This window comes from Marinomonas atlantica (genome assembly GCF_001639725.1).
Lineage (GTDB): Bacteria > Pseudomonadota > Gammaproteobacteria > Pseudomonadales > Marinomonadaceae > Marinomonas > Marinomonas atlantica.
Genome location: NZ_LTAW01000003.1, coordinates 198,509 through 220,058, shown reverse-complemented (window position 1 = coordinate 220,058; position 21,550 = coordinate 198,509). Strand labels below are relative to the sequence as shown.

General features: G+C 43.2%; 21 protein-coding genes. 11 read left to right on the top strand and 10 right to left on the bottom strand.

The window, feature by feature from the left end; genetic code table 11:
• The first annotated feature begins 1 nt into the window (after nt 1).
• The 5 genes from pdxH to yfaE all read left to right on the top strand — a co-directional run bounded on the left by pdxH (nt 2) and on the right by yfaE (nt 5,504).
• Nucleotides 2-646: a pyridoxamine 5'-phosphate oxidase gene (gene pdxH, locus AYW75_RS06190; protein ID WP_067096965.1), complete on the top strand. Its 645-nt coding sequence runs from the start codon at nt 2-4 to the stop codon at nt 644-646.
• A gap of 89 nt (nt 647-735) precedes the next feature.
• Nucleotides 736-1,446: a heparan-alpha-glucosaminide N-acetyltransferase gene (locus AYW75_RS06185; protein WP_067096962.1), complete on the top strand. Its 711-nt coding sequence runs from the start codon at nt 736-738 to the stop codon at nt 1,444-1,446.
• A 287-nt stretch (nt 1,447-1,733) separates the two neighbouring features.
• The gene (gene nrdA, locus AYW75_RS06180; protein WP_067096959.1) at nt 1,734-4,001 is read left to right on the top strand and encodes a class 1a ribonucleoside-diphosphate reductase subunit alpha; all 2,268 of its coding nucleotides are present in this window, start codon (nt 1,734-1,736) and stop codon (nt 3,999-4,001) included.
• A 92-nt stretch (nt 4,002-4,093) separates the two neighbouring features.
• Entirely contained in the window at nt 4,094-5,227 is a 1,134-nt protein-coding gene (gene nrdB / locus AYW75_RS06175) for a class Ia ribonucleoside-diphosphate reductase subunit beta (protein WP_067096957.1), read from the top strand.
• Nucleotides 5,208-5,504 carry a class I ribonucleotide reductase maintenance protein YfaE gene (gene yfaE, locus AYW75_RS06170; protein ID WP_231886156.1) on the top strand — a complete coding sequence of 99 codons (297 nt, stop codon included), beginning with the start codon at nt 5,208-5,210 and terminating at the stop codon, nt 5,502-5,504. The genes nrdB and yfaE overlap by 20 nt, the downstream gene beginning before the upstream one ends.
• Here the strand turns inward: yfaE and AYW75_RS06165 are convergent.
• A complete protein-coding gene (locus AYW75_RS06165) occupies nt 5,501-6,121 on the bottom strand; it encodes a CDP-alcohol phosphatidyltransferase family protein (RefSeq protein ID WP_067096951.1) in 621 nt (206 codons plus the stop codon). The two genes, yfaE and AYW75_RS06165, sit on opposite strands and share 4 nt — an antisense overlap.
• Before the next feature lie 87 nt (nt 6,122-6,208).
• Here AYW75_RS06165 and AYW75_RS06160 point away from each other — a divergent pair, with 87 nt between their 5' ends.
• A complete protein-coding gene (locus AYW75_RS06160) occupies nt 6,209-6,970 on the top strand; it encodes an alpha/beta fold hydrolase (protein ID WP_067096948.1) in 762 nt (253 codons plus the stop codon).
• On the opposite strand, the gene AYW75_RS06155 is transcribed toward AYW75_RS06160, so the two are convergent.
• The 3 genes from AYW75_RS06155 to AYW75_RS06145 are packed head-to-tail and all read right to left on the bottom strand — an operon-like array spanning nt 6,944 to nt 10,714.
• Nucleotides 6,944-7,840 (bottom strand): hypothetical protein, encoded by an 897-nt coding sequence (locus tag AYW75_RS06155; RefSeq protein WP_156490818.1) that lies wholly within the window; start codon nt 7,838-7,840, stop codon nt 6,944-6,946. The two genes, AYW75_RS06160 and AYW75_RS06155, sit on opposite strands and share 27 nt — an antisense overlap.
• Before the next feature lie 17 nt (nt 7,841-7,857).
• Nucleotides 7,858-9,873, bottom strand: a complete 2,016-nt coding sequence (locus tag AYW75_RS06150) for a TonB-dependent receptor plug domain-containing protein (RefSeq protein ID WP_067096942.1) — start codon at nt 9,871-9,873, stop codon at nt 7,858-7,860.
• Nucleotides 9,851-10,714, bottom strand: a complete 864-nt coding sequence (locus tag AYW75_RS06145; protein WP_067096939.1) for a prephenate dehydratase — start codon at nt 10,712-10,714, stop codon at nt 9,851-9,853. The genes AYW75_RS06150 and AYW75_RS06145 overlap by 23 nt, the downstream gene beginning before the upstream one ends.
• Before the next feature lie 113 nt (nt 10,715-10,827).
• On the opposite strand from AYW75_RS06145, the gene yidD reads away from it, so the two are divergent.
• Nucleotides 10,828-11,091 (top strand): membrane protein insertion efficiency factor YidD, encoded by a 264-nt coding sequence (gene yidD / locus AYW75_RS18620; protein WP_082856417.1) that lies wholly within the window; start codon nt 10,828-10,830, stop codon nt 11,089-11,091.
• Here the strand turns inward: yidD and AYW75_RS06140 are convergent.
• The 4 genes from AYW75_RS06140 to AYW75_RS06125 all read right to left on the bottom strand — a co-directional run bounded on the left by AYW75_RS06140 (nt 11,084) and on the right by AYW75_RS06125 (nt 15,210).
• Nucleotides 11,084-11,725, bottom strand: a complete 642-nt coding sequence (locus AYW75_RS06140) for a LuxR C-terminal-related transcriptional regulator (protein ID WP_067096936.1) — start codon at nt 11,723-11,725, stop codon at nt 11,084-11,086. The two genes, yidD and AYW75_RS06140, sit on opposite strands and share 8 nt — an antisense overlap.
• 27 nt (nt 11,726-11,752) lie before the next feature.
• Entirely contained in the window at nt 11,753-13,711 is a 1,959-nt protein-coding gene (acs, locus tag AYW75_RS06135) for an acetate--CoA ligase (RefSeq protein ID WP_067096933.1), read from the bottom strand.
• A gap of 98 nt (nt 13,712-13,809) precedes the next feature.
• A complete protein-coding gene (locus AYW75_RS06130; RefSeq protein ID WP_067096930.1) occupies nt 13,810-14,553 on the bottom strand; it encodes a class I SAM-dependent methyltransferase in 744 nt (247 codons plus the stop codon).
• A 36-nt stretch (nt 14,554-14,589) separates the two neighbouring features.
• Nucleotides 14,590-15,210 carry an HAD family hydrolase gene (locus AYW75_RS06125; RefSeq protein ID WP_067096927.1) on the bottom strand — a complete coding sequence of 207 codons (621 nt, stop codon included), beginning with the start codon at nt 15,208-15,210 and terminating at the stop codon, nt 14,590-14,592.
• 124 nt (nt 15,211-15,334) lie between these two features.
• Here AYW75_RS06125 and AYW75_RS06120 point away from each other — a divergent pair, with 124 nt between their 5' ends.
• From AYW75_RS06120 to AYW75_RS06105, 4 genes are read left to right on the top strand one after another with little or no spacing between them, the layout of a single operon-like run.
• Nucleotides 15,335-15,922, top strand: a complete 588-nt coding sequence (locus AYW75_RS06120; protein WP_067096924.1) for a DUF4402 domain-containing protein — start codon at nt 15,335-15,337, stop codon at nt 15,920-15,922.
• 52 nt (nt 15,923-15,974) lie between these two features.
• Nucleotides 15,975-16,406, top strand: coding sequence for a DUF4402 domain-containing protein (locus AYW75_RS06115; RefSeq protein WP_067096922.1), 432 nt, complete (start codon nt 15,975-15,977; stop codon nt 16,404-16,406).
• Nucleotides 16,407-16,413: 7 nt separating this feature from the next.
• Complete coding sequence (locus tag AYW75_RS06110; RefSeq protein WP_067096919.1) at nt 16,414-17,262, top strand: fimbrial biogenesis chaperone; 849 nt, start codon at nt 16,414-16,416, stop codon at nt 17,260-17,262.
• A gap of 5 nt (nt 17,263-17,267) precedes the next feature.
• On the top strand, nt 17,268-20,240 hold the full coding sequence (locus tag AYW75_RS06105) for a hypothetical protein (RefSeq protein WP_067096916.1): 2,973 nt from the start codon (nt 17,268-17,270) through the stop codon (nt 20,238-20,240).
• A 24-nt stretch (nt 20,241-20,264) separates the two neighbouring features.
• On the opposite strand, the gene AYW75_RS06100 is transcribed toward AYW75_RS06105, so the two are convergent.
• Nucleotides 20,265-20,984 (bottom strand): SPOR domain-containing protein, encoded by a 720-nt coding sequence (locus tag AYW75_RS06100; RefSeq protein WP_067096913.1) that lies wholly within the window; start codon nt 20,982-20,984, stop codon nt 20,265-20,267.
• 25 nt (nt 20,985-21,009) lie between these two features.
• The gene (locus AYW75_RS06095; protein ID WP_067096910.1) at nt 21,010-21,444 is read right to left on the bottom strand and encodes a YqaA family protein; all 435 of its coding nucleotides are present in this window, start codon (nt 21,442-21,444) and stop codon (nt 21,010-21,012) included.
• Nucleotides 21,445-21,550 lie beyond the last annotated feature (106 nt).

Genomic DNA, 21,550 nt, shown 5'->3' with positions numbered 1-21,550 from the left:
TATGAATCGCGACCTACAATCATTACGCCGAGATTATCAATTTGATGACCTAACGGAAGAAAAAGCAGGCTCCAATCCGCTTGCTTTGTTTGATGCCTGGCTTGATCAAGCAATAGAAGTATGTCCTGACGATCCAACAGGCATGCTGCTTAGTACTGTCGATAAAGAAAACCGCCCCCACTGTCGTACCGTACTCTTGAAGCAACGTGACGCGAATCACTTTAGCTTTTTCACTAACTATGAAAGCGATAAGGGTGAAGACATCGCAATCAACCCTAATGTTGCTCTGACATTTTTTTGGCCAGCCTTATCTCGACAGGTTCGTATTGAAGGCATTGCGCAGAAAGTTTCACGAGAAGTCTCTGAGGCCTATTTTGCAACGCGCCCGAAAGGCAGCCAGCTCGCGGCCAGTATTTCACGACAAAGCCAAGACATCACTTCACGTGATGTTCTGTCTAAAGAGTTTGCGAAATTAGAGCAAGAGTATCAGGATAAAGATCTACCGTGTCCTGATAATTGGGGAGGATATTCCGTCTCAGCAACATCTATCGAATTTTGGCAAGGACGACCAAGCCGACTGCACGATCGCATTGTCTTTACACTTAATGACAGCGGAAAATGGAAGATGGTACGCAAAGCGCCCTAACCAAGGAAATTCCGTCATAATATCCCAAGGCCGTATAGACGCTTTAGATTTGCCTATACGGCTTTTTGCAATCAATAGAATATAACTGAATGCTCACCTCTAATTTGCCCATAATACGTTATAACTTGCTGGATAATTATCGTGGCCTAGCGGTCATTTTAATGATCATCTTTCATCTTTGCTGGAACTTAAAAGACTTCGGCTTTGTTCATTTTGATGCCTACAGCGATTTTTGGGTAAACTTTAGGGCCTTAATCGTCTTTATGTTTGCCAGTGCCGTAGGTTGGTCAAGCTACCTTGCTGCGCTTAATCATCAGCCAATCACACGTTTTTTAAAAAAACAATGCAAAGTCGCCTTTGCTGCCAGCTTGATCACTGTCGGTACTTACTTAGCGCTACCAGACCAATGGGTATTTTTCGGCATATTGCACTTTATCTTTTTAGCAGGCTTTATTGTTCGTCCACTATCAGTGCACCCTTACACCTCTTTTCTACTCGGTTTATCACTCATTGCAACTAGCTTCATCTTTAATATCAGCTCCATCAGTGCGCATAAATGGTTTATTCAGGCCTTTGCTGTACCCAGTACAACTCTGGATTTTGTCAATCCTATTTTATGGTTGGGAGTCGTTTTGATTGGTCCAATATTTGGTTATATGAATTTCCATAAGGTGCAGATCCCCCAAAGTCAGCTAACTAAACTGTTCTCGTTTTTGGGGAAACACGCACTATTGGCCTACCTATTACACCAGCTCATACTTTATCCCCTGGTTATGGCCGCTTACTTTATCGTCAACTAATGGACCAATGATCAGCTTGTAACCACTACGAAAAACGAAAGAAAATTTGTTAATTTAGTATTGCAATTACTGGTTTGAGAACTATTGGGCACCCTCACGTAAGTGATCACTTCATTGCGCGGTGAGGCTTAAAAATTTGCATTTTTCAAGCCTTGATTTTCATCGCCATGAGCACTATTGTTCGTGCCATCAAAATCGAATTACACTACATCTAGTATCAAGCAGTACCTGAAAATACTATATACAGTATATCCACAGGTTTTACTGCAGCAATGGGAATCTAAGGCATGAGCACTCTGACAGTCACCAAGCGGAACGGCACCACCGAGAACATTAACCTTGATAAAATCCATAAAGTTATCACTTGGGCGGCTGAAGGGTTGGAAAATGTTTCCGTTTCCCAGGTGGAGCTAAAAGCGCAGATTCAGTTTTTTGAAGGCATTCGTACGACCGATATCCACGAGACTCTAATCAAGTCTGCAGCCGATTTAATCTCTGAAGACACACCAGATTATCAATATCTTGCTGCGCGCCTAGCCATTTTCCACTTACGCAAAAAAGCATTTGGTGAGTTTGAGCCACCGCACCTACAAGAACATGTTCGCAGCCTGGTCGAGCAAGGCCGTTACGACAAACAAATTCTTGAGAAGTACAGCGCCGAAGAGTTAGACACCCTAAATGGCTTCATTGATCACTCTCGTGACATGGATTTTTCGTACGCGGCGGTTAAACAATTAGAAGGCAAGTACCTCGTTCAGAACCGCGTCACTGGCGAGATCTACGAGAGCCCACAGTTTATTTACATTCTGGTTGCGGCTTGTCTATTCGCTGAATACGAAAGCTCAATGCGCCTTGATTTAATTAAGCGTTTCTATGATGCGGTTTCTAAATTTAAATTATCACTTCCAACACCTATCATGTCAGGTATTCGTACACCGACACGTCAGTTCAGCAGCTGTGTACTGATTGAATGCGGTGATTCCTTGGATTCTATTAATGCAACGTCCGGCGCTGTCGTAAAGTACGTGAGTCAACGCGCAGGCATTGGCATCAATGCTGGCGCTATTCGCGCCATCGGTAGCCCAATTCGTGGTGGTGAAGCATTCCATACAGGTTGTATTCCGTTCTACAAACACTTTCAAACAGCCGTTAAAAGCTGCTCTCAAGGCGGCGTGCGCGGTGGTGCAGCAACGGTATTCTACCCAATTTGGCACCTAGAAGTTGAAAACCTATTGGTTCTTAAGAACAACCGTGGCGTAGAAGAGAACCGCGTACGTCACCTAGATTATGGCGTTCAATTTAACCGTCTAATGTATCAGCGCCTGATCAAAGGTGGCAACATTACACTGTTTAGCCCATCTGACGTACCAGGCCTTTACGATGCCTTCTTTGCCGATCAAGAAGAGTTCGATCGCCTGTATACGATGTATGAAGAAGATAAAAATATCCGTAAGCACACAATCAAAGCCTCTGAACTGTTTACTTTATTTGCTTCTGAGCGTGCTAGTACAGGTCGTATTTACCTACAGAACGTCGACCACTGTAATACTCACAGTCCGTTCAATCCTAAAGTAGCGCCAGTAAAACAAAGCAACTTATGTCTAGAAATAGCGTTACCGACCAAACCACTGAATCGCATTGATGATCCAGAAGGTGAAATAGCTCTGTGCACCCTGTCTGCTTTCAACTTAGGCGCGTTGAACAACTTAGATGAGTTAGAAGAACTCTCTGAGCTCATTATTCGCGCGCTTGATAGCTTATTGGACTATCAAAACTACCCTATTCCAGCAGCACAGCGCGCAACAGAACAGCGCCGTACGTTAGGTGTGGGCGTTATCAACTACGCGTATTACTTAGCTAAAAATGGTGTACGTTACTCTGATGGCAGTGCCAATGACCTAACACACAAGACGTTTGAAGCAATGCAATACTATCTACTAAAAGCATCAAACAAACTGTCAAAAGAGTTTGGCCCATGCCTTGGCTTCGACGAAACAACTTACGCTCAGGGTGTCTTACCAATTGACACCTACAAAAAAGAGATCGACAACATCGTCAGCACAGAGCTTCAATACGACTGGGAGGCGCTTCGTGAAGATATCAAAGCACACGGCTTGCGTAACTCTACTTTGTCTGCATTAATGCCATCTGAAACTTCCTCTCAGATCAGTAATGCAACCAACGGTATTGAACCACCACGCGGGTTTGTTTCCGTTAAAGCAAGTAAAGATGGCATCTTAAAGCAAGTTGTACCTGAATTTGATCGCTTGAAGCATAACTACGAGCTACTTTGGAGCATTCCTTCAAATGATGGCTACTTACAGCTTGTCGGTATTATGCAGAAATTTGTCGATCAATCGATCTCTGCTAATACCAATTACGACCCTACTAAGTTTGAAGCTGGCAAAGTACCGATGAAGGTCATCTTGAAAGACCTTCTAACTGCTTATAAGTTAGGCGTTAAAACACTCTACTATCACAACACGCGTGATGGTGCAGAAGATAAACAAGACGATATGGCAGATGATTGCGCAAGCGGCGCTTGTAAGATCTAAATTGACAAGCCCTGCGTACAATTGACGTAGGGCTTTCTACCTTACTTACCTTTTAATTGTTAGACGATCATATTTAAGGATCACCGACAGCAATGAGTTACTCTACTTTCAATCGCAAGAAATTTGACAGCTTACAACAACCAATGTTTTTTGGGGAAAACGTAAATGTAGCGCGCTACGACCAGCAAAAGTACCCAATTTTTGAAAAACTGATTGAAAAACAGTTGTCTTTTTTTTGGCGCCCTGAAGAAGTAGATCTATCTAATGACCGCAAAGATTTTGTGAAGCTTGAGGAACATGAACAGCATATTTTCTTAAGCAACCTTAAATATCAAACACTGCTAGACAGTGTACAAGGCCGTTCACCAAACGTTGCTTTGCTGCCGATTGTTTCTCTTCCTGAATTGGAAACATGGATTGAAACTTGGTCATTCTCTGAGACCATTCACAGTCGTTCTTACACCCACATCATTCGTAATATCGTAAATGACCCGACAAAAGTCTTCGACGATATTATCGTTAATGATGAGATAGCTAAACGCGCTGTTAGTGTATCGAAGTATTACGATGATTTGATCGAACTCGTCAGCCTGTATAACACCATGGGCCTTGGTGTTCATCACGTTCCTGAACATGGTGACATCACCGTCTCTATGAAGGCCTTAAAAAAAGCACTGTATCTAACTGTTGCATCAGTGAACGTACTTGAAGCCATTCGTTTCTACGTAAGTTTTGCCTGCAGCTTCGCTTTTGCCGAGCGTACATTGATGGAAGGAAATGCGAAGATCATTAAACTGATTGCACGTGATGAAGCCTTACATCTAAATGGCACACAACACATGTTGAACCTAATGACGTCCGGCCGAGACGATCCAGAGATGGCTGTGATTGCACAAGAGTGCAAACAAGATGTGATTGATATCTTTGTCGAAGCGGCTCAGCAGGAAAAGGAATGGGCTCAATACTTGTTCAAGGATGGTTCTATGATTGGCTTAAACGCTCAAATTCTAGGCCAGTATGTTGAATACATCACTAACGTACGCATGCAAACAGTCGGTCTTGAACCATACTTTAGCACTAAAAATAATCCGATCCCTTGGATCAATGCTTGGTTAGTCAGTGACAACGTACAAGTAGCACCACAAGAAGCGGAAATTAGTTCATACCTTGTGGGCCAAATTGATAATGATTTAGATGGTGCCGACTTTGACGACTTCGACCTCTAGTCAAGGCCACAAAGAAGAAGCCGAAGTTCATCGCGTATTACTGGGAAAAAAGCAGATTCTTGTCACTGAAGACGAGCCTCTGCTCCCTCAACTTGAGCGAGCAGGCGTGCTCGTTGAATATCAGTGTCGCGAAGGATATTGCTCATCCTGTATGATAAAATTGTTGTGGGGCAAGGTCAGTTATCCCGTAGAACCCTTAGCATGGGTTCACAGCGGCTATCTGCTGACATGCTGCGCTATTGTTAAAAGTGACATCGAAATCGCTTTGCTGGGCTAAAGGTCGGCTTTGCTCAGCATTCGGTAGGCGGCCCAAATACGGGTACCAGTAGTTACCCAGCATAATAAGCCAAACACAACAGCAATGATCGCAAACTCGTCAGGCCAAAGGCACATTAAGACAAAACAACCTATGGTTTCAGCACCTTCTGTAATACCTCCCAAAAAGTACAGTGACTTTTTGCCATAGTCTAGCTGCTCAATCCCCCTTTTAGCCGCCATAACAGAAAAGGCTAAAAAACTACTGCCCGTCCCCATAAACGAAAAGATCAGAAACGCTGCCGCTAAAGCATGATGTTCAGGGTTCGCCACAGCAAAACCAAATACAATAGCCGAATAGAAAATGAAGTCCAACACAATATCTAAGTAACCGCCAGCATCGGACGCACTGCCATTCAACCTTGCCACCGCGCCATCTAGTCCATCAAAAATACGATTTATCAGTATCGCGATGAGCGCTACACCATACAGTGCTTGGGTAAGAGCCACTACCCCCAACATACCAACCACAAAACCTATTACCGTTATTTGGTTTGCGGTCACGCCTTTAGCAAGCAAAGGCTTCGCGGCTGCGTTTAAGGGCCACTTAATCACGGGAATAAAATATTTATCGAACACCTTGAATCCTTAGGTCAAACGTACGCTCAAAAGAATTAGTTTGTTACTATATAGCAAAGCTAACAGTCACAGCACAGGAAAATACGTATGATCCACGCAAAGCAATACGGCCAAAGTCTTCCACCACTAGTCGTCTTACATGGACTCTTTGGTAACGCCGATAATTGGCACTCTATTGCGCAAAAGTGGTCTGAGTATTTCACAGTGTATTGCTTAGACTTACCTAATCATGGCCAATCTTCCGCACTAGATCCTGTCACGTTTCCCGCTATGGCAGATGCTATCAATGAATGGCTCGAGCAAGAACAGCTAGATCACATCTACTTATTAGGACATTCACTTGGCGGCAAAGTTGCGATGCAGCTCACCAGCGACCATCCTGAAAAAATTCGTAAGCTGATCGTCGCCGATATTGCTCCCGTGGATTATCAACCTAGTCACAAAAAGATTTTTGAAGGTCTACAGGAAATCAACCTTCAGAAGCCAGAGAACAGAAAGCAAGCAGACGAAATCTTATCTGCATTCGAGAAAAATGCAGGAATAAGACAGTTTCTTCTTAAAAACCTGAAGCGAACAGAGCAAGGACACGCGATTAATCTAGGGTTAGAGGAACTTCGAAAAGGCTATGAGACGGTTCTTAAAAAACCATTACTAAACAATAATATTGATACTCCAACATTGTTTATAAAAGGCGAGAATTCATCGTATATTTTGCCAACCTATCAGGAACAAACCTTACAGCACTTTCCCCATGCAAGTGTAAAAATGATTCCTGAAACGGGGCATTGGCTGCATGCAGAAAAACCGACTGTTTTTACAAGTTTAGTAAAACGCTTTCTGACAGCCTGACTCTGGACAGACGCCAAATTTATCCATTAAAAATTGATCTGTTGGCAATACCAACCCATACATTCTAATTAAGTATGGGTTAAACGCTACCTTTAAAGGAGAAGGATAACTTGAAGGCATCAATGTTGCGCTGGCTTCAAATACATTAATATAGGAGCTTGTAAGTGCCATTTTATCTTGCGACGTACTATACACCGAGAACAACGCCCCAGCTCTAACGAGTTGAAGAGAGTGTGCTGCAAGCGATTTTTTTTTGTGGAACATTAAACGAATCGCATCCTTAGAAAACTGTGCATTGAACAACATTGAATCATAGAGAGACAGCACTAAATTAGATCGATCAAGCACGCTTGTTAAGGATTTTATCTTTTCCTCACGACTCCCTAAAGGTATCGCACTCGTGAGTATCTCAAACCTTGTATCTTCTGTAACACCTAAAGTCTCATTAGAAACGTCTAAACCTTCACTATAAATAATCCCTATTGGCGCCTGATCTTCCCAAAAGGTGTTTAATATATTCAATCGAAGAGATATAGGGGCCCCTGAGAATATAGCCGTAGTAGGCTTACTACATTGCTGTTTCAGTTGACTATATTCTTCTTCGCCGAGAAATAATGCAATCAACACAACTTGCTGCTCAACGTCACACACTTGTACAAAGCTGTCTCGACCAACAGTAATGATTAAGTCACCATCAATAAGTTGCTTATCAGGTGAGCGGAGTGCAGGAATATCGCGGTTAGTTGAAGCACTCAAAGAAAGAGACAGTACTCTAGAGACAGTTTCTCGACCATCATGATAGACATAGGTACTGGCGTGGGCCAGTACCTGAAAAAACAAGCCAATGATCACTATGAAAATCCGTCTCATAATTTCAATTTAAGCTCTTAAAAAGATACGTTTGCAAACATAAATACGCTGGTCTTATCTTCCGTTACATTATTAACACGGATATATGGGTTATTATCCAAACGAGTATTCCCTCCAAAACCAGCTGTAAATGTATTCGATCCTTGAACCATACGATAGGCCAACCATAGACTCAAAAATTCATGATCGTATGAGGCGACCTCCTTACCATAAATATAGCGAGAATTTATAGAAATACTATCACTGACCGGTATACTTGCAAAAAGAGTTGTCACTAACGGCGCAACAGTTTCAATTATATCTTCCTCATCGGTCTTCGTATCTTGATAAGCAATGGTGGCTCGCAGCAATGTTCCTTGAGCAGAGCGCCAATCCAACTCGGCTTCGACTCCATCGATCGTAAACGAGTAACTCTCATTTGGTGTTAGAAGCCCACCATCTTCAATAGCGTCTTCATATTTTTTGTTCGAGCCAGATAAATTCGTCAATTTCTCACGATAAGCCGAAATATCATAAGACAGACCTAATGTCGGAATATTGCGATAAAAGCCAACTTCGTATGAAGTAATTTTCTCAGCAGGTATACCTGTTGAATAGGCAGGAATGGAACGGATACCATTAAATACATACGACCAGTTTGCTTTTTGGTCGTATAAGTCTGGCACTCGATATGCTTGCGATATATTAGCTCGAATCGAAGACTGCTGTGTCAGTTTATACGTAGCCCCTAGCTGGGGTGAAGTATAGTCCCCAGTAAGCTTACTATGCTCGTACATGACACCACCATTAATAATAAGCGGGTCAAGGGCTCGATAACTCAAATTAGTTGAGGCTCTAAACAGCTCCTCTTTGTAATCACCGTCAAAATACGTCTTAGAACTGACGTGATCTTGGCGATAAGCCAAGGTATTAACTAAGCGGTAATCACTGTTCGGTGTCCAAATACTTTGCACTTCAACATCGTGCCGATTCTCATCTAAATCCGAAACCAAGTGCCCTTTGTAAATTTCATTTGCCGGCAAATCTTGGGCAAACAGCTGATTCAATACCATACCGTAGACATTAATATCATGATCTTCAATTCGTTCAGAACGATCATAATAATACTGTGCTCTGAGCGTGTGTTGCGCAGACTGGTCGACTTCCCAACTGACTTTAATGTGCTCTCGATCGCGATCTAAGACAGGTCTGGTATTATCATAACTCACACCAGGTACTTCGTAGAACTCAACATCTGCGGCTAAATTAGCGGCACCGATATCGATGTCGATCTTCTGTTTATTGTCTTCATATAAAAAGAACATATTGCCAGATGTTTGGACATGACCATCATTTCTAGGATCACCATCCCCTTTACGCGCATATCCGTCTACTGTTCCTCGAGACGCCGATACTCGGTAACTCCAGTTTCCAGATAATCCACTATGCTGAGCGTACATTCGACGATTACCTTGATCATCTGTTGCAAACGCAAGATCAGAGCCAAGTGTATCCATTGGGCTGCGCGTGATGATATTAATCACTGCTAAAAAGGAATTGCTGCCATAACTTGACGCATTAGGGCCACGGTTTACTTCAACTCGCGCAACATCTTCAATACTCAACGCTAAACTCGCCCAATCTACACGCGCATAAGCAGAGCTATACACCGAGCGTCCATTGACGAGAACTTGGATGCGGCGAAAGCGATCTTTTTCAGTACCATGATAGGCCACAACTTTACGGTAGGAGTTCCAGTAAGGCCCTACATAAAATCCTGGAACATAAAACAATAGGTCTTCCACATATTGTACGTTTGAACGGCGAATGAACTCCCCCGACAATACCGACAATGTTGAGGACACCTCTACTCGTGGCTGTTCAACTCGAGCAGGGGTTACCACTGCAGGTACATTATCTCCTAACAATAAACCATCCAAACTGGCTAATGAATTATCTATTGTATCGGCTGATGTTAGACCAGCATAAATGGCCAGTAAGGCGCCTGTAGCGTATCGGATCATATTGTCCTCACTTACGAAACGAGTCAGCATAATACGTCCCTAATATACGTACTTCCTCAGAAAAGAAACGAAGCTCCTCCAACGCAGCCTGCATTGCTGGAGATTGAAAATGTGCTTCTACATCGACATAAAACTGGGTCGCAGTAAACTGACCATCCAGCATGTAGCTTTCTAACTTCAGCATGTTAATGCCATTCGTTGCGAAGCCACCCATTGCTTTGTAAAGCGCAGAAGGGATATTCCTTACTTTGAATAAAAAAGAGGTAATATAACGCTGCTGCTCTTCATAAATTGGCATTTTTTGCTGTTTCGCAAACACCAGAAAGCGTGTGGTATTACCTTCTACATCATTAAAGTGGGATTGTAAGATCGGCAACCCATATAGATCTGCCGCTAACGACGACGAAATCACAGCCAAGCCTTGCTGCTTTGATTCTGCTAAATGCTTCGCTGCACCCGCAGTATCATACATAGCTACTTGCTGAGCCCCAAGGTTACTTATGTTGCGATTACACTGAGCTAACGCTTGAGGATGACTGCCGATTAATTGAACATCTGTTAACATCATATCTGGTGTGCCGATCAAGCAGTGATTCACTGGCTCAAAGTGCTCTTTCACCACATACAATTGCGTACCTTTCAACTCTCTGTAGATTTCTTCTACTCGGCCAGCAGTCGAATTTTCGACTGGAATCATGGCATAATGCGCTTCGCCCTGCTCAACTTTAGCAAGCGCTTGGCTAAAACTGGCGCAGTGAACCATACCCCAATCAGGAAAACAGTGTTTACAAGCTAAATGCGAGTAAGCGCCAGGTTCTCCTTGATAGGCAACAATTTGGTCTGCATGCATGGGCATCGCGGATAGGGTCATGATTTAAATACCAACTATTGGATATAGAAGATCAAGAACCTTACCAATTTTTTGCCATCTCCAACACTAAAATTGACATTAAAACCAAACATTTACCTTGATAGAAGGCACCTGTGAAGAAAGCTTTTATAAAATTTGTCATTATCTATCAGTACTTAATCAGCCCACTGTTAGGTAATAACTGCCGCTACTACCCTACTTGTTCGGCGTATATGATCGAGGCGATCGAACGTTTTGGTATTTTAAAAGGAACTTGGTTAGGATTAAAAAGATTAGGACGTTGCCACCCATTCCATCACGGCGGCATCGATTTAGTTCCAGATAAGACGAGCAACTCGCACACATCATGCAAGTCATCGCATAAAGACTCTAATTAAGCTGAAGGTTTAAATCACTGACCACTAACACCGCTTGTGTACGATTGTTAATATTAAGCTTTCGGAATATAGCTGTTATGTGCGCTTTTACAGTGGCTTCTGAAATGTTCAGTTCATATGCGATCTGCTTATTCAATAGACCTTCATGAAGATAGCACAAAACCTTGTATTGCTGAGGTGTTAGCTCTGCGACTCTACGCTGCATATCCAAATCTGGAGCAGGCTGATTTTCTAGCTTATCCGCCATACCTACTGGAAGCCACGTATCGCCCTCTAAAATAGCTCGAATGGCTTCTAGATAGATACTCGGCTCACTGGTTTTGGGGATAAACCCTAATGCCCCAGCTTCAATAACTTTTGCTACGATCGGAACTTCATCAGTACCAGATATGACCGCTATAGGAGTATCTGGATAGTCTGCACGAATACGTACTAATCCATACAAATCACCACTTCCCGGCATATTAAGATCCAGAAGCAACAAATCCACATCAGGGTGTGCTTTTAGGCTACCTAATGTGGACTCAAGGTCATGCGCTTCTTGGATCTCTACTTCGTCGAGTCGATCGCGTAGCGCCCCCGTAAGGGCACTGCGAAATAAGGGATGATCATCAGCGATAAGAAGTGAAATCACTAGGTTTCCTTAACAAAGATGAGTAGTTTATTTATTTAACCTGTTATCAATCAAATCATCAACCACACTAGGATCCGCCAAGGTACTTGTGTCACCCAATGAATCATGTTCGTTGGCAGCAATCTTACGCAGAATACGACGCATGATCTTGCCAGAGCGTGTTTTCGGTAAACCGGTTGTGGCCCAATGGACTAAATCAGGTGTAGCAATTGGGCCTACTTCTTGGCGTACCATCATCTTCACAGATTTAGTAAGTTCTTCATCTGGCTCAATACCCGAGTTAGGGATAATGTAGACGTAGATACCTTGTCCTTTCAGATCATGAGGATAACCAACAACCGCAGCTTCCGCGACAGAAGGGTGCGCTACCAAAGCACTCTCGATCTCAGCCGTACCTAAACGGTGACCCGATACATTTAATACATCGTCCATGCGCCCCGTGATCCAATACGCGCCATCTGCATCACGTCGAGCGCCATCACCGGTAAAGTATTTACCTTCAAACGTACTAAAGTAAGTCTGCTCAAAACGTTCATGATCGCCATAAACCGTTCGAGATTGACCCGGCCATGAGTCAAGAATAACTAAACCACCTTCAACGTCTTTACCCATTTCGGTGATTAGATTACCTTCAGCATCCACCAAAGCAGGCTGAACGCCATACAGAGGCGCTGTACAAGAGCCTGGTTTCGGATTTTTTTCCGTCACACGTGGCGTCATCATCAGGCCACCGGTCTCGGTTTGCCACCACGTATCTACAATCGGACATTTACCATTGCCGATGTTTTTGTGATACCAAACCCATGCTTCAGGATTAATTGGTTCACCAACACTGCCCAATACTCGTAAAGAATCACGGGAGCTGGTCGCCATAGGTTCATCACCTTTTGCCATCAAGGCACGGATAGCTGTTGGCGCTGTATAGAGTTGCGTTACTTTAAATTTATCAACAACTCGACCAATACGCCCAGAGTCAGGATACGTCGGAACACCTTCAAATAATACGCTGGTGACGCCGTTAGCAAGTGGTCCGTAAACCATGTAACTGTGTCCAGTGATCCATCCAACATCAGCGGCACACCAGTAAATATCATCAGGTTTGATATCAAATACTAATTCGTGTGTAAGAGACGCGTATACAAGGTAGCCACCTGTTGTGTGCACCACACCTTTAGGTTTACCAGTAGAACCGGATGTGTACAAAATAAACAACGGATCTTCAGCATTCATTGCTTCTGGTGCTGCGTCAGTGCTTTCTTGGGACGCAAGTTCCGCCCAATCTAAGTCACGACCTTCAACCCAATTTACATCCGCTTTGGTATAACGGTAGACAATAACGCTCTCAACGGACGGACAAGCATTATTGTCTAAGGCTTTATCCACGTTATTTTTAAGGGGAACAAAGTTACCAGCGCGCTTACCTTGGTCCGCCGTGAGCACAACTTTTACCTTACAGTCGTTGAGACGGTCAGCAATCGCAGAGGCAGAGAAACCACCAAAGATCACACTATGAATTGCACCAATGCGAGCACATGCAAGCATGGCATAGGCTGCCTGAGGAATCATCGGCATATAAATCGCCACACGATCTCCTTTTCCAACCCCCTGCTTACGTAGAAGGTTTGCAAGGCGCCCTACCTCATCATACAGCTCCTGATAAGTAACAACGCTATCATTACCTTCTAAGTCGCCTTCAACATAAAAAGCCACTTTATCGGCTTTTTCTGGCAAGTGGCGATCAATACAGTTGTACGCCGCGTTGAGCTCACCGTCTTCAAACCACTTAATGCTAACGTTGCCACGCTCGAAACTGGTGTTTTTAACTTTTGTATACGGCGTAGACCAATGTAGGCGCTTCCCTTCTTTACCCCAAAATGTTTCTGGGTCACTAACGGACTCTTGGTAATGCTGTTCAAATTCAGCTGAGCTTACATTTGCGTTGGAGTAGGTGTAATCCATCTGCTCCGTATAAGATGACTGTGACATGACTCGCTCCATTGTTATTTTTAAATAAGGATGCTGAAAACTACTATATAGCTTGGCCTCGGACAGGCTATCCCACTTTAGTCTAAGTCAATGACCGACTACTCCGAGAATGAACCCGCGTACACAAAAAAAGGAAACTTGGCAGGTACTTTTTCCAACGGGTCTTTCCAAACGTATTCAATCGCTTTTTCGGCTTCTTGAATTTGAAAGTCTCCATATTTTTCGACCATGATTTGCGATGCAGACCATGACCGCATAAAGGCAAACGCTTGCGTCATGGTCCAATGGCACTCTAAGTCAAATGAAGGTGACTCGATTTGCGTAAACGGAAAATCAACCGAAAGATACTGTCCGCGCAATAGCGCTGTTTGTTCAGGCCAGAAAGGCTGTAAAATAGGTAGCAAATGCTCTTTGATCGCTTGATCTAAACCATCCCCAAATTGAATCCAATTGTAACCCCAGATAAATAACTTGCCTCCAGGTTTGAGCACTCGTTTTACTTCTTGCCAAAACGTATTCAAATCAAACCAATGTAAAGCATGGGCAACACAGACAGCATCAAAATAATGATCTGGAAAATTAGTTTTTTCGGAAGGTTGTACAGAATAGTTTACCTTGCGATGCGGTGTCGCTTTCGCAATTTGGGCTTCTGATATATCGGTCGCTTCTACCTGTTGAAAATACGCAGCAAGATCAATCGAAGCCTGACCTGTACCGCAGGCACAATCCCAAACTCGCTCGGTTTGTTTGACTTGATGACTCAACCAGTAATACAACTCTGGCGGGTAAGTCGGCCTAACTAGTGAGTAGTTAGCCGCCGAAGAAGGATCAAATGTACGCATATATTTTCCAAATCAATTGGTGCAGAGAAATAATATCTACTTAATCACACCATATCTATAAAGGATTTCTTGTGCACCTACGATACCTTTGACCTGCTCCGCTTGCATACCCATTGTTATGGCAACATCTACATTTATTTGGTTGTCATCTAAAAACAGAATCTTACTTGGCTCAACGCCTAATTCATTAATAACATGATCAAATGCATCTAAATCTGGCTTCACCAATCCTGTTTGATGAGAAGCAAAATAACTGTGAAACAAACCTGACAAGCCCATTTCATCCATTAGTTTCCCCCAATGGGCATCATTAGTATTGGATAACACTGCTAGGTGATACTGCGCAGGAATTCTTTCAACTAACTCCAGAGCCCCACTAAACAACCCTTTGGGCCAATTGATAAAGTTCTCAGTAAAGGTTTTAGAGTCAATGCTATTACCAGTCTCTTCTAACAATCGCTCTACAAATAATTTTAGTGGTATCTGACCGCTGTCAAACGCTTTCACCGAAGGCGACTTAAGCCACATCTCCCAGAGATGGGATTCACTGTCAGTGTTAATTTGAAATACTTTAGCAAAGTCTTCTTTTATTCCCAGATCAACTAAGACATTACCAAGGTCGAATAAGATCACTTTTATCTCTGCCACATTTATCATGACTTATTCCTATACATTTAATAACTGTCCAAAAAATTGCATTACATTTTATCCTTTGAATTCTCTAAAGTTTTAGCATTTAATGACGTTAAAGGATATGGATACCTACCTATAAGGAACGAATATGAAATCTTTTAAGAAAATATATTTGATCGCCGGCGTTGCTACAATAATGTCTGGCAATACGCTAGCTGTGGAGACGCTTAATTCTAATGCGACCGTGACCGTAAATAATGCTTTCACACTAGCAGAAAGTGCTGCGATGACTTTCGGCACAATTCGAGCGACAGCTGATACCGCAGCCGCAGCTACTGCATCATTAACATTACCGGCAGATGGTTCAGCTGGTTCGGTCACCGCAGCCACACCTGCTTCAGCAAATATTGTAGTCATAACGAGCGGTACTCCTGCGTCTTTTACTATTGCGAATGCAGCACCTTCAACAGCATTAACGCTTACATTACCTGCGGGTACAGTGAACCTAACAACCCCAGGAGGAACTGCTGGGTTTACTGTAGGTACTTTTAATGCAATCGTTAGAGGTGGTCCTAATGACGGTGACGCTTATGCTGCTTCTAACTTAATCACTGACGGGGCTGGTGCTGTAGGGTTTGATGTTGGTGCAACACTGACCACCGATGCCTCAACTCCGGCAAGCGATTATTTAGACGGCACCTATACAGGTAGCTATACGGTCCAAGTAGACTATTAGTACGATCTTTACTACTAAGATGTGGTATTCAAAAAGTATATTCAGTGCAGTGATGCTACTAGCTTTTGGGGAGATAAAGGGAGATATCATAGAGATATCGCCCTTATCCTTTGGCTCTATTGTTATTACTGAAAATACCACCCAAGAAAAGGTCGTTTTGAACTATTCTGGTAATGTTGGATATTCCTCTGGAATTTACGCAGTCACCCCACCAAATACTGCTGAATTTTTGTTAACGAATTACCCTTCAAATCAACAAGTTTTTATTTCTGCAAGAAGTATCCAAGCGAGAAGTAACAGCGATATTTATTCTGCTGATCAATTTACATTAACTGATGTGGATGTACCTTCTGTACTGACGACTGATAACTCAGGCTCAGCAACGCTTTTTGTAGGCGGTACATTAGAAACCTCAGGCTCTGGCGTAAACTCCTACTTGAATACTCAATATAGAACTAGCTATCAAATATCAGTTAATTACTAGAGACCTTATGACTAAATACACCAAAGCAGCTCTATTTAGTAAAGCCATAGCAGTACTGATCACACTTGTATTGAGCACATTTACTCATGCTGACTTAATGATTTCTCCTACTCGCGTTTTTTTGGATGATGGAGCTAGGACCTTTGAAGTCAATTTGATCAATACTGGTAAACAAGCTAGGAGCTACAGAGTAGAGTGGAAGCAAATGGCCGCTCTGCAACAAGGCGGCTATCGAGCGCTAACAGAAAAAGAAAAAAGCCAATATTCAAGCCTTGAACGATTCGTAAGGATAAGCCCAAAGCAGGTGTCACTTGCTCCAGGCGGACGTCAGACAGTTAAACTCCTTGTCAGAAAACCAGGGGGCCTTCAATCTGGTGAGTATCGGTCTCATTTATCATTTATAGCACTGCCTTCGAATCAAAATAGCTCCAGTAAAAACGCCGGCAGTTCAATTTCTTTAAATGTGTTAATGAGCTACACCATGCCCGTCATATACCGTGTTGGCTCCGTTTTAGTTAATCCAGAAATCACTGAAATTTCTCTTGTTCACAAAAAAGAAACTGGTATCACCAATATCAAAGTCGACCTATATCACGATGACTTATTCAGCACTCATGGTCGATTCATTGCCTATTGGACACCAGTAAATGAACAAACCAGACAAGTGGGTCTTTTAAACGGCTATAACTTTTACCCTGAGATCAAAAATGCTACGACTCAATTTCCGTGGCAAGACTTTAAACTTGAACCAGGTAGACTAGAAGTACGCTATGAAGGTCAAGGTGAATTTACAGGTCTGTTATTAAGTCAAAAAACTCTGACCATTACACAACAGATGATCAATTCCGTTAAGTAGGTGCTATGCGCAGTCTTTGCCTTGTCATACTCGCTACTTTGGTTGCGCAGCCTTTATATGCCAACGACGCCTTTGAGCGCTTAAAGGTCAAATATAAAGCCTTACAGGACGGAAAAGCGACTTTGCCGAGTCTGACTGAGGCCATCCCAGAACCCCAGATGGCCACCAGCAATGAGCAAGTCATGCGCCCTGAGGACTTATCCGGCACCATCCCCGCGGGTGAAGAACTGATTCTTGGGGTTGAGCTTGGTAAACTAGTTTTAGGGCAAGTGTTCGGTTTTAAAACCGAGGATGGCGCTAAACTGAGCCTGTTTGATATGACACAGGCGTTTGATTTTGCCATTGAAACAGACGTCGAAGACGAATCAGCATCAGGTTGGATTCGTAACCCTAACAATTCGTTTACGCTCTCCCATCTTGAAGATGGCACTTGGACCGTCACAACAGATGGCCGTTCGACCATGATTAGTGCTGAGAAGATTGATCTAGAAGACGATTTTTATATTGAACTCGGTCTGTACGAGCAATGGTTTGATGTGAGTTTTGATGCCGATTACGGTACGTTGACCCTAAAAACTCGGAGCAATCGCCCGCTTCCTATAGAAGAAAAACTGGCCCGAGAGCAGCGCGCTAAAAATACGTATCGCATACGTAACGAAGCCCGCGCACCACTACTAAAACATGATTATCAGCCAATCTCTAAGCCATTATTGGATATTCAGGCATCGGTTAATGCCAATGAGAGTAACGATACCAGTCATAATATTTCAGTAATAGGTTCAAATGATTTAGCGTATTTTAATACGCAATATTACTTCGCCATTAACGATGAAAACGAGATTAACTCAGCACGCTTATCTGGCAGTCGTTATTCTAATGACGCTAACCTCTTAGGCTTTCTTAATGCCACAATAATTGAGTTCGGTGATATCAGAAGTACGCAAATCAACCCACTGCAGAAAAACAATACTTTCCTTGGTGCTCGTTTTAGTAACACCCCACTCTCCTACAATGGCGGTAATAGCATTAACTTGATCGGAAATATTCAAGCGGGCTGGGATGTGGAGGTATATCGAAATCAACTGCTACTAACAAGCCAGTTTAATATCACCGATGGCCAATATGAATTCCAAGATTTACCCTTGGCGTTTGGCTATAACGATATAGAGTTAGTGTTTTATGGCCCTCAGGGCCAAGTTAAACGTGAAAATCGCAGTTACTATGTCAGCTCAACAGGCAAATCTGCTGGTGAATTTGTTTACGATATTTCGTTTGTAGATGAGGGTGAACGTTTGTTCGATCAAAGCACCCTGAATGAAAATAACAAAAATGGCCTAAGCACTATGATTCGTGCTGATTACGGTGTAACGGACTGGTGGTCACTGAGCATTGGCTCGCAAATACATCATGAACAAGGCTTTGAACAATACGACCAGCAATCCTTTGGCAGCGAAATTTCTCTGTTTGGTGAAGCATTATTATCTATTGATTCTCTGGAGCAAGATAACGGTGATTATGAGCGCCGCTATCAAGTTGACACCAGCTTATGGGATCAATCATTCAGTTTTATTCATAGAGAAAACCAACGCACAAATGAAGACGACGGAGACATCGATTCCTTTGAATCACAAGAGCTTAGACTCTCAGGCTCTATCCCAAGCTTAAAATTATTTTATCAACAATCCATCGAGCAAATCACGCCCGACAACGACGAAGAATACTTACGGCTGACAAACCAGCTCGGTACTAGCATTGGTAACAGCTACTTTTCTAATCGCTTATCTTGGACAGATCGTAATGAAGGTGAAGCCACCGGGGACTGGCAAGTCCAGCGCTATTTAAACGATTTCTTTTGGCGTTTTGGCAACGATTACACCATTTCACCAGATTTTGATATTCAGTCGTTTTTCACTGAAATCAGTGGAGACATGAGCGAAAACACTAGTGGCCGCGTAAGATGGATTTATGATTTAGAGAATGATTCCAGCGAAACAGCACTGGTGGCTAGCTGGCAGCCTAATGAGTTCAGCCTGACTTCCACCTTCTCTTACAACGATCAAATTGGTTGGCGAGCCTCTTTACTAGGGCGCGTTGGCATTGGCCTGACACAAAATAACAGCGCTTTTTTCACACGAATGCCCATCTCTTCCCAAGGTACACTGTCAACACGGGTCTTTTTAGACAACAACCGTAATGGTCGTTTTGATCTAGGCGACCGGCCACTCCCTAATGTTGAGGTGGAAACCCTACAAAGTTACCGAAAAGCCACCACCAACTCTCAAGGGGTGGCAGTGCTAGCTGCCTTGCCAAGCTATCAACAAACCGATATCAATATCGATTTGAGCCAACTGGACGATCCCTATTTAATTCGTGCAGACCAAGGAGTTTCTATTGCGCCACGCCCAGGCTCAATTCAAACGCTAGACATTCCGGTAGTCCCTTCAGTAGAGATTGAGGGCTATGTCAAAGAGCTACAACAGAACGGCAATTTAGCCAACAAAGCCCGCGTTCCTGTGCTACTAAAAGACGCTTCTGGCGCTGTTATTGAAGAAGTCACCAGTGAATTTGATGGCTACTTCTTAATCACTGAGATCGTACCAAAAGCCTACACATTAGAGATTGATCCGGCTTACCTACGCAATTTCAACTTCCAACAAGGGACTCAAATATCTCTTCTAGGAGATGAATCAGGCATATTGGAAGAGCAAAATCTAATTTTACGTAAGTCATTTGAAATAAAGGGCTACAGCTCACTATTGGCAACATTCAGCCGCCTTGAGTCTTTGCGTAGTTACTGGCGCATATTGAGTAAACGCTTGCCTGAAATCACTCAGAATCGTTACTTCTTTAACCAAACAGAAGCCGGCTTTCAATTATATATAGGGTTTTCAACGGACGATCATCAAGCCAAGAAATTATGTACTTTATTGACTAAGAATGGTGTGAACTGCGCCGTCACGAGTATCACTCGCCGCTAACTTTTGGCTAGCGTCACTTCCATTTTACAAAGACAAGAACGGCTCACCTTTATAACGTGTAACCAAACATTCCTGCTGCATCTGCTTCAACATATTGCAAAAGTCGACACTGTAAGCTTTCTTAAGAAATGGTCCAACAATGAGCTGATGGTAAGTCTTACCTTTGATTGTGTGTTTATTAATCAAGGGAGCTGTATCAGCAAATTCTTCAGCATATTTTTGCGTAATGGAACGCCAACCTTGAATAGCTTGCTTCTCAGATACGTAAGCCGCTAGCTGTACGCCATAGTATGGCACATCTGATTTACTCTCAGAGCCATCGTAGAACTCCGCTGTCACGGCATTACTAGGTGGAGCTTGACGAAACGGTTTCTCATTGCGATTGGAAGTAGAACCTTTTACCGTATCCTCTTCTTTAGGCGCATTAATATCCGCTAATGCGGCGGAAGGCATCACGGGAGCTTGACTCGCTTTTTGAGCAGCTTCTGCCTTCGGCGCTAGTTCTTGGGTTAAACTTTCACTGGATTCAGGAACAGTATCTAAGGTTTCCACCAACAGTTTCAAATCTGATTCCAAAGCAAGCACTCGCTGCAGCTGAGGCTTCATGTCTTGCCACTCTTGCTGTTGTTTCTGAAGCGCTTCCTGTAACTCTGTATTTGACATAGTGCCGTTTTTTTCAGGTGTAAGTGTACACCCTGCCAACCAAATGGCCCCTGTGCCTATCACCAATAACTTCAGTCTCATAATTCCCTCCATCACTCCAGACATCTTACGATAACACTAGGACGTTTGTCCCCCAAATAAGTGCGCCATAACGTATGCTTTTTCCAACAGCGATCCAAATAAGACTTTTAAACCAATGTAATTTAGCGACGCCAGCAGCCAGGCATAAGCCATCACCTATTAGCGGCATCCAGCTTAACAGCAAAATTGGCTGTCCATATCGTTGAAATATTTTTTGAACTTGCGCCAAACGTGACGCTGAAACAGGAAACCAACGCCGATCTTGAAAATGAAGCAAATAGGAGCCCAGCCACCAGTTCGTCATTCCGCCCAAGGTATTACCCAACGTCGCAGAACACCACGCATGCCAAATAAAATCTGGATGCTGATCAACTACGACCAGCAGCAATAATTCTGAACCAAGAGGCAATAAGGTTGCAGCCAGAAACGACACAGAAAACAAGCTGAGAAGTTCTGGCACAATATCAGTGAAAATCGCAGTAATTGGATTATCCTTACGTTAAAGCTGTCATACTCATCGCCACAACAAGAAACGTAGCAAGATATCGTCATTATGCTACGAAACA

What these genes read in the sequence shown, in the direction of transcription:
- pdxH (WP_067096965.1), top strand. Translation starts at nt 2, where the DNA reads ATGAATCGCGACCTACAATCATTACGCCGAGATTATCAATTTGATGAC.
- AYW75_RS06185 (WP_067096962.1), top strand. Translation starts at nt 736, where the DNA reads ATGCTCACCTCTAATTTGCCCATAATACGTTATAACTTGCTGGATAAT.
- nrdA (WP_067096959.1), top strand. Translation starts at nt 1,734, where the DNA reads ATGAGCACTCTGACAGTCACCAAGCGGAACGGCACCACCGAGAACATT.
- nrdB (WP_067096957.1), top strand. Translation starts at nt 4,094, where the DNA reads ATGAGTTACTCTACTTTCAATCGCAAGAAATTTGACAGCTTACAACAA.
- AYW75_RS06160 (WP_067096948.1), top strand. Translation starts at nt 6,209, where the DNA reads ATGATCCACGCAAAGCAATACGGCCAAAGTCTTCCACCACTAGTCGTC.
- AYW75_RS06155 (WP_156490818.1), bottom strand. Translation starts at nt 7,840, where the DNA reads ATGAGACGGATTTTCATAGTGATCATTGGCTTGTTTTTTCAGGTACTG.
- AYW75_RS06150 (WP_067096942.1), bottom strand. Translation starts at nt 9,873, where the DNA reads ATGCTGACTCGTTTCGTAAGTGAGGACAATATGATCCGATACGCTACA.
- AYW75_RS06145 (WP_067096939.1), bottom strand. Translation starts at nt 10,714, where the DNA reads ATGACCCTATCCGCGATGCCCATGCATGCAGACCAAATTGTTGCCTAT.
- acs (WP_067096933.1), bottom strand. Translation starts at nt 13,711, where the DNA reads ATGTCACAGTCATCTTATACGGAGCAGATGGATTACACCTACTCCAAC.
- AYW75_RS06130 (WP_067096930.1), bottom strand. Translation starts at nt 14,553, where the DNA reads ATGCGTACATTTGATCCTTCTTCGGCGGCTAACTACTCACTAGTTAGG.
- AYW75_RS06125 (WP_067096927.1), bottom strand. Translation starts at nt 15,210, where the DNA reads ATGATAAATGTGGCAGAGATAAAAGTGATCTTATTCGACCTTGGTAAT.
- AYW75_RS06120 (WP_067096924.1), top strand. Translation starts at nt 15,335, where the DNA reads ATGAAATCTTTTAAGAAAATATATTTGATCGCCGGCGTTGCTACAATA.
- AYW75_RS06115 (WP_067096922.1), top strand. Translation starts at nt 15,975, where the DNA reads ATGCTACTAGCTTTTGGGGAGATAAAGGGAGATATCATAGAGATATCG.
- AYW75_RS06110 (WP_067096919.1), top strand. Translation starts at nt 16,414, where the DNA reads ATGACTAAATACACCAAAGCAGCTCTATTTAGTAAAGCCATAGCAGTA.
- AYW75_RS06105 (WP_067096916.1), top strand. Translation starts at nt 17,268, where the DNA reads ATGCGCAGTCTTTGCCTTGTCATACTCGCTACTTTGGTTGCGCAGCCT.
- AYW75_RS06100 (WP_067096913.1), bottom strand. Translation starts at nt 20,984, where the DNA reads ATGAGACTGAAGTTATTGGTGATAGGCACAGGGGCCATTTGGTTGGCA.